At 35.4% G+C, this 10612-nt stretch carries 12 protein-coding genes and 1 rRNA gene; 12 read left to right on the top strand and 1 reads right to left on the bottom strand.

Features of this window, described 5'->3' with window-relative positions:
• The 11 genes from rrf to rsmI all read left to right on the top strand — a co-directional run.
• A 5S ribosomal RNA gene (gene rrf, locus FG384_RS16660) occupies nucleotides 1-108 on the top strand; the annotation flags it as partial.
• A 618-nt stretch (nucleotides 109-726) separates the two neighbouring features.
• Nucleotides 727-2148 (top strand): aminotransferase class I/II-fold pyridoxal phosphate-dependent enzyme, encoded by a 1422-nt coding sequence (locus tag FG384_RS16655; RefSeq protein WP_142643833.1) that lies wholly within the window; start codon nucleotides 727-729, stop codon nucleotides 2146-2148.
• A 2-nt stretch (nucleotides 2149-2150) separates the two neighbouring features.
• Nucleotides 2151-2792: a dTMP kinase gene (gene tmk, locus FG384_RS16650; RefSeq protein WP_142643832.1), complete on the top strand. Its 642-nt coding sequence runs from the start codon at nucleotides 2151-2153 to the stop codon at nucleotides 2790-2792.
• Between the two features lie 46 nt (nucleotides 2793-2838).
• Nucleotides 2839-3168, top strand: a complete 330-nt coding sequence (locus tag FG384_RS16645; RefSeq protein ID WP_142643831.1) for a cyclic-di-AMP receptor — start codon at nucleotides 2839-2841, stop codon at nucleotides 3166-3168.
• Nucleotides 3169-3193: 25 nt separating this feature from the next.
• The gene (locus tag FG384_RS16640; protein WP_142643830.1) at nucleotides 3194-3634 is read left to right on the top strand and encodes a YaaR family protein; all 441 of its coding nucleotides are present in this window, start codon (nucleotides 3194-3196) and stop codon (nucleotides 3632-3634) included.
• Between the two features lie 59 nt (nucleotides 3635-3693).
• Nucleotides 3694-4701 carry a DNA polymerase III subunit delta' gene (gene holB, locus FG384_RS16635; RefSeq protein ID WP_142643829.1) on the top strand — a complete coding sequence of 336 codons (1008 nt, stop codon included), beginning with the start codon at nucleotides 3694-3696 and terminating at the stop codon, nucleotides 4699-4701.
• Nucleotides 4694-5524: a PSP1 domain-containing protein gene (locus FG384_RS16630; protein ID WP_142643828.1), complete on the top strand. Its 831-nt coding sequence runs from the start codon at nucleotides 4694-4696 to the stop codon at nucleotides 5522-5524. Before holB ends, FG384_RS16630 begins: the two co-directional genes overlap by 8 nt.
• Nucleotides 5525-5533: 9 nt before the next feature.
• On the top strand, nucleotides 5534-5896 hold the full coding sequence (gene yabA / locus FG384_RS16625; RefSeq protein ID WP_142643827.1) for a DNA replication initiation control protein YabA: 363 nt from the start codon (nucleotides 5534-5536) through the stop codon (nucleotides 5894-5896).
• A gap of 63 nt (nucleotides 5897-5959) precedes the next feature.
• Nucleotides 5960-6706 (top strand): tRNA1(Val) (adenine(37)-N6)-methyltransferase, encoded by a 747-nt coding sequence (locus tag FG384_RS16620; RefSeq protein ID WP_142643826.1) that lies wholly within the window; start codon nucleotides 5960-5962, stop codon nucleotides 6704-6706.
• Nucleotides 6693-6986 (top strand): GIY-YIG nuclease family protein, encoded by a 294-nt coding sequence (locus FG384_RS16615; protein ID WP_142643825.1) that lies wholly within the window; start codon nucleotides 6693-6695, stop codon nucleotides 6984-6986. The genes FG384_RS16620 and FG384_RS16615 overlap by 14 nt, the downstream gene beginning before the upstream one ends.
• Entirely contained in the window at nucleotides 6958-7836 is an 879-nt protein-coding gene (rsmI, locus tag FG384_RS16610) for a 16S rRNA (cytidine(1402)-2'-O)-methyltransferase (protein WP_142643824.1), read from the top strand. Before FG384_RS16615 ends, rsmI begins: the two co-directional genes overlap by 29 nt.
• A gap of 69 nt (nucleotides 7837-7905) precedes the next feature.
• Here the strand turns inward: rsmI and FG384_RS16605 are convergent, their stop codons facing one another.
• The gene (locus FG384_RS16605) at nucleotides 7906-8181 is read right to left on the bottom strand and encodes an AbrB/MazE/SpoVT family DNA-binding domain-containing protein (RefSeq protein WP_142540905.1); all 276 of its coding nucleotides are present in this window, start codon (nucleotides 8179-8181) and stop codon (nucleotides 7906-7908) included.
• Between the two features lie 346 nt (nucleotides 8182-8527).
• Here FG384_RS16605 and metG point away from each other — a divergent pair, with 346 nt between their 5' ends.
• A complete protein-coding gene (metG, locus tag FG384_RS16600) occupies nucleotides 8528-10486 on the top strand; it encodes a methionine--tRNA ligase (protein ID WP_142643823.1) in 1959 nt (652 codons plus the stop codon).
• The last annotated feature ends 126 nt before the right edge of the window (nucleotides 10487-10612 follow it).

Raw genomic sequence — 10612 nt, 5'->3', positions numbered from 1 at the left:
TGATGGCGAAGAGGTCACACCCGTTCCCATACCGAACACGGAAGTTAAGCTCTTCAGCGTCGATGGTAGTTGGGGGTTTCCCCCTGTGAGAGTAGAACGTCGCTAGGCACTAAGAAGTCGTTACCGAGCAATCGGTAGCGGCTTTTTTCGTTTATTAACCAATAAATAAGGTGCCGAAGGCAATTTGTAGAATGAGTAGCGAGAAAGTAGAGGAACAAAGAGTTCGAGGAAGAAAAGAAGAGAGACTCGGAGCGTATAACATACGCGAGAATCGAACGACTGCGGATGACGAAGAAATCTGCCGTTCATCTGCTTTCGTAGCCCGAACACGGAAGTTAAGCTCGCGCGTCGATGGTAGTTGGGGGTTTCCCCCTGTGAGAGTAGAACGTCGCTAGGCACTAAGAAGTCGTTACCGAGTCATCGGTAGCGGCTTTTTTCGTGTGTGAGCCAGAAAATGAAATGCCGAAGGTAAACTGTAAAAGGAGTAGCGGGAAAGTAGAGGGACAAAGAGTTCGAGTATTTTATTCAGTCTTGTTCAGCAATTAAATAATAATTATTTTTTATGAGCATTAAAACATTTTTTAAGTTGAAAATCATATTTCAATACTTTAAGAGTAGAAACTCTATTAATTTTAAAAGTTCTCCAAAGTGAATTAAAGACTGTGTACACTTTATTCATGTATAATAGAAGAAGGAAATTTGAACGAAATAGTGGGGTAATAAAAGATGCAACAGAAACGTCCGTTAGTCGAAGCATTGGAAAAATTTCATAATCAAAAAAACATTTCATTTCATGTACCAGGACATAAAAATGGACTGTTATCTAATTTACCAAATGCAATGAAAAATTCCATGCAGTACGACTTTACGGAGTTAAATGGACTGGATGATTATCATCATCCAGAAGAAGCTATTAAAGAAGCCGAAGAGTTACTCGCGGAAGTATATGGAGCACAAAAAAGTTTCTTTCTAGTAAATGGAACAACGGTAGGGAATTTAGCAATGATTTATGCTAGTTGCCAGTATGGAGAGCAAATTATTGTCCAGAGAAATGCGCATAAATCGATTTTTCATGCAATTGAGTTAGTTGGAGCAGAACCAATTTTTGTTACTCCAGAATGGGATGATCGAACGAAAACGGCTTCCTATGTTTCAGCTGAAATAATTCAAGAAGCGTTAGAAAAACATCCTTTTACTAAGGCGGTTGTGTTAACGTATCCCAATTATTATGGAGTAGCAACTTCTCATCTTGAAAGCATTATAAGCATATGCCATGCAACCAATATTCCTGTGCTAGTGGATGAGGCACATGGGGCACATTTTCATGCACATAATAATTTTCCGAAATCAGCACTTCAACTAGGAGCTGACGTAACTGTTCAATCGGCTCATAAAACCTTGCCAGCATTAACGATGGGATCTTTTTTACATGTGAATTCCTCATTAATTGATGTAAGTAGAGTAAATAAATATTTGAGAATGTTACAATCGAGCAGTCCTTCCTATCTATTATTAGCATCTTTAGATGATGCAAGAAGTTACGTGGATAGATACAATGAGATGGATTTTAAACAGTTCTTAAATAGAAGGAAGTTATTTATAGAATCTTTAGAGACTCTAAAAGATATTAAAGTCGTACAAGTAGATGATCCACTTAAATTGTTAATACGAGTTGGGAAGTATTCGGGCTTTCAAGTACAAAGTGTATTAGAAAAACAAAATATTTATGTGGAATTAGCGGATACATATCAAGTGTTACTGATTTTACCATTATTAAAGGTTGAGCATGAATTTGGTTTTGCAGAAATTAGAAAACGGATAAAACATGCATTGGATAAATTACGGATAGAGATTCCAATGAGTCCAAAGAACACTCAATTAGTAAAACAAAAATCTATTTCAACATTACATATGAATTTAAGTTTACTAAATGAAAAACGAGGAGAATGGATACCATACGTTAGATCTTTGGGGAGAATTGCAAAGGGAATGATTATCCCGTATCCACCGGGGATTCCGTTAGTAATAGCTGGGGAGAAAATAACAATAGCTATGTTAACGGAGCTAGAGGAGTGGATGGAAAAAGGAGCTTTATTTCAAGGCGAACATCGATTAAATGAAAAGTTAATATATGTAGTGGAGGAATAAGTGTGCAGAACAAAGGGTATTTTATTTCCAGTGAGGGTCCAGAAGGTGCTGGAAAAACAACCGTAATGAATTTACTTGGTAAAAAATTAAAAGATGAAGGCTACGATGTTGTTATGACTAGAGAGCCAGGTGGAATTATGATTTCTGAAAAAATTAGAAACATAATTTTAAATAATGAGCATACAATGATGGATAGCCGTACGGAAGCATTATTATATGCTGCAGCTAGAAGACAGCACTTGGTAGAAAAAGTACAACCTGCTATAGAGGCAGGAAAAATTGTAATTTGTGATCGATTTATAGATAGTTCACTTGCGTATCAGGGCTATGCAAGAGGTATCGGGGTCGAAGAAATATTAGCAATTAATAAATTTGCAATTGGTCAAACAATGCCAAACAAAACAATTCTTTTTGACATCGACCCAAGCATTGGACTTGAGAGAATTGAAGCACATAGTAATCGTGAAAAAAATCGCTTAGATGTTGAAAGTCTTGCTTTTCACGAAAGAGTAAGAGAAGGTTATTTATCGCTTGCTGGCCAATATCCAAATAGAATTCAAGTAATTGATGCTTCTCGTACTTTAGAGGAAGTATTAGAAGAAGTTTATATAGTTATAAAAAGGGAATTAGAAATTATTAGATAATTCATGTTATACTAGTAAGAAGAAAAAATTACAGGGGTGAGTCTCGATGAAATTGATAGTAGCGGTAGTGCAGGATCAGGATAGTAATCGTTTGTCTAATGCTTTAACAAAAGCCAAGTTTAGAGCAACAAAGCTTGCAAGTACAGGTGGTTTTTTACGCTCTGGAAATACTACATTTTTAATCGGTACAGATGACTCATTGGTATCATCAGCATTAGAATTAATAAGAGATAATTGTAGAGCGCGCGAGCAAATGGTTGCACCAGTATCTCCTATGGGAGGAAATGCAGATTCGTATATTCCTTATCCAGTGGAAGTAGAGGTTGGGGGAGCAACTGTATTTGTTCTACCGATTGAACAATTCCATCATTTTTAATAAATGAAGGAAGGGATAGAAAACGTTGAAAATAAATCAAGATTTACGATTAGGAATAGATAAAATTCGAAAAGAATCTATTCAAAATAATACACAGGCTACAAAGTTTGGACAAATGATAACTAAACACGAACAACGAATGCAAACCGACACAATGACTAGGCTGCTAGGGGATATTTCAACTGCTGGCGACCGCCTTGCACGCTCAAGAAATTTACGTGATATGGCAAAATTTAAAATGCTAATACGAAAGTTTTTACAAGAAACTGTGGATTTTGGTATGGGATTAAAGCAATCACATACATGGAACCGGTTTGGTGAAGGTAGAAAATTGAAAATTGTAGAGACAATTGATGAGAAATTAGTAGAATTAGCAGAAGAAATTCTAGACCAAGAGAAAAGCTCCATTGATTTATTAGATAAAATTGGAGAAATAAAAGGTCTACTTATCAATCTTTACACGTAAGTTTCCCGTGTTTTCGCGTTATGCGAAGCACGGGATTTTTAAAAGAGAAGGTGATGTACATGGAAATCTGGTCGATAGAGGGTGTAGAAAGACTACAGCCTGTTACGGTAAAGCAAATACAATCCATTGTTTTGAAAAATCGTATTGGACATGCCTATATAATAGATGGCGCCAAAGGGACAGGAAAAACGAAGGTTATGCAATTTTTTGTCCAACTTATTTTATGCGAAAATCCGACAAAAAATGTTCCATGTGAAACATGTCGATCGTGCAAAAGGTTAAAATCAAACAATCATCTAAATTTTATTCAACTCGAACCAGACGGGCAATTTATTAAAAGAGGACAAGTTGATGAATTAATACAAGAGATGAGTAAAACAGCTATTGAGACTGGCCGTAAAATATATGTTATACATCATGCAGATCAATTGAACTCTAGTGCGGCAAATACTTTGCTAAAATTTTTAGAAGAACCACATAGTGAGATAACTGCCATACTTTTAACTGATAGAGTTCATGCATTAATACCAACAATACGTTCTAGATGTCAACAATTTAGTTTAGCTTCCATGCCACAGTCTATCTTAAAACAGAAATTAGTAGAAGAAGGAATTACAGATTCTATGGCCTCTACTGTTTGTAAAATGACGAACCAAGTCGATGATGCAATAAATTTAGCGAAAGACGAGCATTTTGGACTTGCACGTAAATCAGTGTTAAAATTGGTTGAAGCAAGTGGTAAAAGTGTGCAAGATGCCCTAATGTGTATTCAGGAGGATTTTGGACCACTTTTAAAAGAGAAAGAACAAGCAGAACAAGCATTAGATTTACTACTGTTTGCCTATCGTGATATAGTAGCAATAAAAGCAAGTCCCATCGCAGTGTGTACTTATCCGGATATGATACATTATTGGAAACAGATTGCTCTACATACAACGTATGAGCAATTATCCAGACAACTAGAAATGATTTTACATGCTAAGCAAAACTTGCATAAAAACATGAACCGGACACTGATGATGGAGCAGTTAATGCTGAATCTGCAGGAGGGATTTACTTTTGTATAATGTTGTAGGAGTTCGCTTTAAAAAAGCGGGTAAAATATATTATTTTGATCCAGTGGATTTTACGTTACAAAAAGATGATTATGTAATTGTAGAAACTGCTAGAGGAGTAGAATACGGCAAAGTTGTGGTTCCTATAAAGCAGGTAGGAGAGCACGATGTTGTGCTTCCTTTAAAACAAGTCGTAAGACCTTCTACTGATAAAGATCGAATACAAGTGGAAGAAAATCGAATAGAATCTGCACAAGCTTTAGCTCTAGGAACAGAAAAGATATTAGAAAGAGAACTTGAGATGAAGCTTGTAGATGTTGAATATACATTCGACAGAAATAAGATTATTTTTTACTTTACTGCAGAAGGTCGGGTAGATTTTAGGGATTTAGTAAAAGATTTAGCTTCTGTATTTAGAACTAGAATTGAGTTAAGACAAATTGGTGTTCGTGACGAAGCAAAAATGTTAGGTGGTATAGGTCCATGTGGACGTATGCTATGCTGTTCGACGTTTCTAGGAGATTTCGAGCCAGTCTCTATTAAAATGGCAAAGGATCAGAATTTATCACTAAATCCATCTAAAATTTCAGGATTATGTGGTCGTCTTATGTGCTGTTTAAAGTATGAAAATGACGAGTATGAAACAGCAAGAGAGCAAATGCCAGATATTGGAGAAAAAGTGGAGACTCCAGATGGTCTTGGTAAAGTTGTGAGTATGAATATTTTAGAAAGAGTTTTACGTATAGAGTTAAATGATCCACAAAGAGTGTTAGATTACACGTTAGACGAAATTATTAACCATACGGAAAATCCGGTACAATGGTCGGGGCAATGAGGTGAATGTGTGATGGACCGTAATTTTTTGGATACAATTATAGAATTTGAAAAACAATTAGAGTCCACGCAGCTGCAATTTCGCGCTTTAAAAGAATTTGTAGCGATAATGGTAGAAGAACGTCAGGCGCTGCAACAAGAAAATAATCATTTAAGGCAAAGACTCGATGAAATGCATGAAAAAGAATTATTGCTTGAAAAAATGCAGGAAGAACAAGAACAAATGAGTAAAACAGATATTGGTGAAGGCTATGATAATTTGGCTAGACTATATCAGGAAGGCTATCATGTTTGCCATGTTCATTTTGGAAGTTCTCGTAAGGAAGAAGATTGTTTATTCTGCTTGTCGTTTTTGAGTAAACAAAATATATGATCAATTGACTGATGCCACTCCGTAAGTGGGTGTCAGTCTTTTGTTTTGTTGGAGGAGTCAATTATGGATCAATGGTTAAAGGCCGACGAGCGTCTTGATTATTTACTGGCGGAAGAATTGAGAATCATTCAAAGTCCATCTGTTTTTTCATTTTCGTTAGATGCAGTGCTACTATCAAGATTTGCTTATGTGCCAATTAAAAGAGGGAAAATTGTAGACTTATGTACTGGAAATGGTGCAATTCCATTGTTTTTAAGTGCACGTACAAATGCCGAAATTATCGGTATTGAGTTACAGGATCGACTAGCAGATATGGCGACTAGAAGCGTACGATACAACAGTTTAGAAAAACAAATAACGATTATACAAGGCGATGTCAAAGGGATTGCAAGTCAAATTGGCTCAGAGAAATATGACGTCGTTACGTGCAATCCGCCTTATTTTCCTGCACATGAAGCGAGTGAAAAAAATTTAAAAGAACATTTAGCGATTGCTAGACATGAAATTCACTTAACTTTAGAGGAGGCAGTTCAATCAGCTAGCGAGTTATTAAAGCAAGGTGGAAAAGCAGCATTTGTTCATCGTCCAGGTAGACTTTTAGATATAGTTACTGCAATGAGAGCTCATCGCTTGGAGCCGAAGCGAATCCGATTCGTTTATCCTAAAGAAGGGAAAGAAGCAAATACATTATTAATAGAAGGAATAAAAGATGGTAAACCAGATTTAAAAATCTTGCCTCCTTTATATGTGTATGGTGAAAATGGAGAATATACAGAAGAAGTGACAGAGATGCTTTATGGAAAAGAATAAAAAAGAGCATACATTTTACGTATTAGAGTGCAAGGATGGGTCTTTCTATGCTGGATACACGAATGATTTAGAAAAAAGAATTAGCGTACATAATGAAGGAAAAGGAGCAAAATATACACGAGCGAAAAGACCGGTTCTTTGTATTTATAATGAGATTTACGAAACAAAGCAACAAGCAATGCAAGCAGAATATGCATTTAAACAATTAACAAGACAGCAGAAGATTCATTATATGGGAGGACAAGCAAACAATGAAATCGCAAAAATCGACCGAACATGAACAGAGTAGCTGTTTGTATTTAGTTGCGACACCTATTGGAAATTTAGAAGATATGACGATGCGCGCAATTAGGATTTTAAAGGAAGTAGACATAATAGCAGCGGAAGATACAAGAAATACAAAAAAACTATGTAATTATTTTGAAATAACAACACCTCTCATAAGTTATCACGATCATAATCTTGAAGTAGGTGGAGAAAAGTTATTAGATTTATTGAGACAAGGAAAACAAATTGCATTAGTAAGTGACGCAGGCTTACCTTGTATTTCAGATCCTGGAGCAGATATTGCAGCAAAAGCTGTTAATGAAGGATTTGCAGTTGTCCCTATTCCAGGGGCAAACGCAGCCCTTAGTGCATTAATAGCATCGGGATTAGTGACACAGCCATTTTTCTTTTATGGATTTTTAAGTAGAAATAAGAAAGAGCGAAAAGAAGAAATTACTAAGATTCAAAAAAGACAGGAGACCATTCTATTATATGAATCTCCACATCGCTTAAAGGAATCCTTAAAAGATATGCAAACAATTATGGATGGAAGCAGAAGAATTGTCCTAGCAAGAGAACTAACGAAAAAATTTGAAGAGTTTTTAAGAGGTACGATAGATGAGGCTGTAGCATGGGCAGAGCAATCAGAAATTCGTGGAGAATTTTGTATCGTGTTAGAAGGAGCAAATGAAGAACAAGTAGATGAGATGGAGTCTTCATGGTGGGAGCAGTTATCTATCGAGGAGCATGTGAATAATATAATGGAGGAGAAGCATTGTTCTTCAAAAGAGGCTATAAAAGAAGTAGCTATTCAAAGAGGGGTATCGAAAAGAGAGATTTATCAAAATTACCATGTAAAATAAATTTGCAAATTTATACTGTTCTATTAAATAATAAAAACATCCGATTCCAAAAGGAAACGGATGTTTTTATTATTTAAGATTGTTTTGAATTTCTTTAATAAGTAATTCTGCGCCTTCAGGGCTTAGAATTAATTTTCCACCAACAAGACGTAGGTTGTCATCTGATACTTCACCAGTTACAGCACAAGTCATGTTTGGCATATATTTTTTTAGGATGATTTTGTCATCATCAACGTATATTTCTAAAGCATCCTTTTCTGCAATACCTAGTGTGCGACGAAGTTCAATTGGAATAACTACGCGACCTAATTCATCAACTTTACGAACAATACCTGTAGATTTCATAATAAAGTTTCTCCTCTCGTGAGTGCATATTTTTCGTCAGAATTCGACATAAATCACTTTCATGTACTTAATCATACCAAGTAATGCCATTTCCGTCAATAATTTAACTTCATAAATTATTGCGTTTATTAATAATAAATTGATGTAATTACAAACTATTTATTAAAAAATTGATGTATTTTTTATGAAAATAGTAATTATTTTGATATATTATCTATTTAAATGGAAAACTACTTTTCACAACTATAATTCGACAATTTTTGACGCTTATTAATTAATTGAAACAATTTCGTCATTTAGATAGAATAAAGTATAAAGTAGATTCAACATTGGAGGCATCCTTACATTGAAAGAACAACAGAAAACATTTTACTTAACAACACCAATTTATTATCCAAGTGGGAAATTTCACATTGGTACTGCCTATACAACAGTAGCATCCGATGCAATGGCGCGATACAAAAGATTAAGAGGTTATGACGTGAGATTCTTGACGGGAATGGATGAACACGGTCAAAAAATTCAAGAAAAAGCACAAGAAGCTGGTATGGAGCCTCAAGTATATGTAAATGAGATTGCAGAGGCCGCTAAAAAAGTCTGGGCATTAATGGATATTTCTTATGACGATTTTATCCAAACGACAGAAGAACGTCATAAAGCTGGTGTAGAAAAGATTTTTCAAACGTTTTTAGATAATGGGGATATTTACAAAGGTGAATATGAAGGATGGTATTGTACACCTTGTGAATCATTTTTCACGGAAACACAATTAAATAATGGGAACTGCCCTGATTGTGGTCGCCCTGTGCATAAAGTAAAAGAAGAATCATACTTCTTTAATATGAAGAAGTACGCAGATCGTTTGTTAGCCTATTACGAAGAAAATGTAGAATTTATCGAGCCTGAGTCTAGAAAAAATGAAATGATTAACAATTTTATAAAGCCAGGATTAGAAGATTTGTCTGTATCTCGTACTTCGTTTGACTGGGGAATCCGTGTACCCGGAGATCCAAAACATGTTATTTATGTATGGGTAGATGCGTTAACAAACTATATTACGTCTCTTGGATATATGTCGAATGATGATACATTGTTCCAAAAATTTTGGCCAGCAGATGTACATGTTGTAGGAAAAGATATTGTACGCTTCCATACGATTTACTGGCCTATTTTCTTAATGGCTTTAGATTTACCACTTCCGAAAAAAGTGTTTGCACATGGATTTATTATGATGAAAGATGGCAAAATGTCCAAATCAAAAGGAAACGTTGTATATCCAGAAATGTTAGTGGAACGCTATGGTTTAGATGCAACACGTTATTTCTTATTACGTGAACTTCCATTTGGACAAGATGGTGTCTTCTCTCCGGAATCTTTTGTAGAACGAACAAACTTTGACTTAGCAAATGACTTAGGGAACTTATTAAATAGAACAGTTTCAATGATCAATAAATATTTTGATGGGAAAATTCCAGTAAACCATGCAGAAGCAACAGAATTTGATGGTGCTTTGTATGATTTTGCAAAAGAAACCGTTAAAAAATACGAATCAAATATGGAAAAAATGCAATTTAGCATTGTGTTAGGCGATTTATGGGCTCTCGTGTCTCGAACAAATAAATATATTGATGAAACTCAACCATGGGTACTTGCAAAGGACGAAGCATTGAAGGGTCAATTGGCAGCTGTAATGACTAATTTAGCAGAAAGCTTGCGTCAGATTGCTACATTAGTTCAACCATTTATGACGAAAAGCCCAAAAGAGATTATTGGACAGCTTGGATTAACAGAAGAACATTTGAATTGGGACCATCTAGCTTCATTTAAAGTGATTAAAGATGGGGCAGAAGTAATTAAAACAGGAGTTCCAATTTTCCCACGATTAGATGTAGAAATAGAGGTAGCTTATATTCGAGAGCAAATGCGTAGTTCTGTACAAACTCCACAAGAAGATTTAGTAGACGAAGAGGTTCAAGAGGAGGAAGAAATCTCCATTGATGATTTCTTTAAAGTAGATTTACGTGTAGCTACTGTAATTGAATGTGAGGCAATTCCAAAAGCAGACAAATTGTTGAAATTACAATTGGATATGGGATATGAAAAACGTCAAGTTGTATCAGGAATTGCTCAGCACTATAAACCAGAAGATCTTATTGGAAAAAAAGTTATTGTAGTAGCAAATTTAAAACCTGTAAAACTTAGAGGTGAACTTTCTCAAGGGATGATTCTTGCTGGTGAAAAAGACGGTTATTTAACACTTGCTACAGTCGATGAGAAATTAGAAAACGGTGCAAAAGTAAAATAATGATTCTATGAGGGGGAAAGCATAAGTTAACTTATGGTGCCTCATTCGATTTTTCAGAAACGCTGTTATAGCAGCGTTTCTGATTTTTCATTTCTAAGAGATTTGCGATTTATGACAGCCAGCTCA

Source organism: Psychrobacillus vulpis, from assembly GCF_006861825.1.
GTDB classification, from domain to species: Bacteria; Bacillota; Bacilli; order Bacillales_A; family Planococcaceae; genus Psychrobacillus; species Psychrobacillus vulpis.
This window is presented reverse-complemented; position numbering and strand designations above follow the sequence as displayed.

Coding starts and splice junctions, on each gene's coding strand:
- rsmI (WP_142643824.1), top strand. CDS start 6,958: ATGAAATCGCAAAAATCGACCGAACATGAACAGAGTAGCTGTTTGTAT.
- FG384_RS16645 (WP_142643831.1), top strand. CDS start 2,839: ATGAAATTGATAGTAGCGGTAGTGCAGGATCAGGATAGTAATCGTTTG.
- FG384_RS16605 (WP_142540905.1), bottom strand. CDS start 8,181: ATGAAATCTACAGGTATTGTTCGTAAAGTTGATGAATTAGGTCGCGTA.
- FG384_RS16615 (WP_142643825.1), top strand. CDS start 6,693: ATGGAAAAGAATAAAAAAGAGCATACATTTTACGTATTAGAGTGCAAG.
- FG384_RS16655 (WP_142643833.1), top strand. CDS start 727: ATGCAACAGAAACGTCCGTTAGTCGAAGCATTGGAAAAATTTCATAAT.
- FG384_RS16620 (WP_142643826.1), top strand. CDS start 5,960: ATGGATCAATGGTTAAAGGCCGACGAGCGTCTTGATTATTTACTGGCG.
- holB (WP_142643829.1), top strand. CDS start 3,694: ATGGAAATCTGGTCGATAGAGGGTGTAGAAAGACTACAGCCTGTTACG.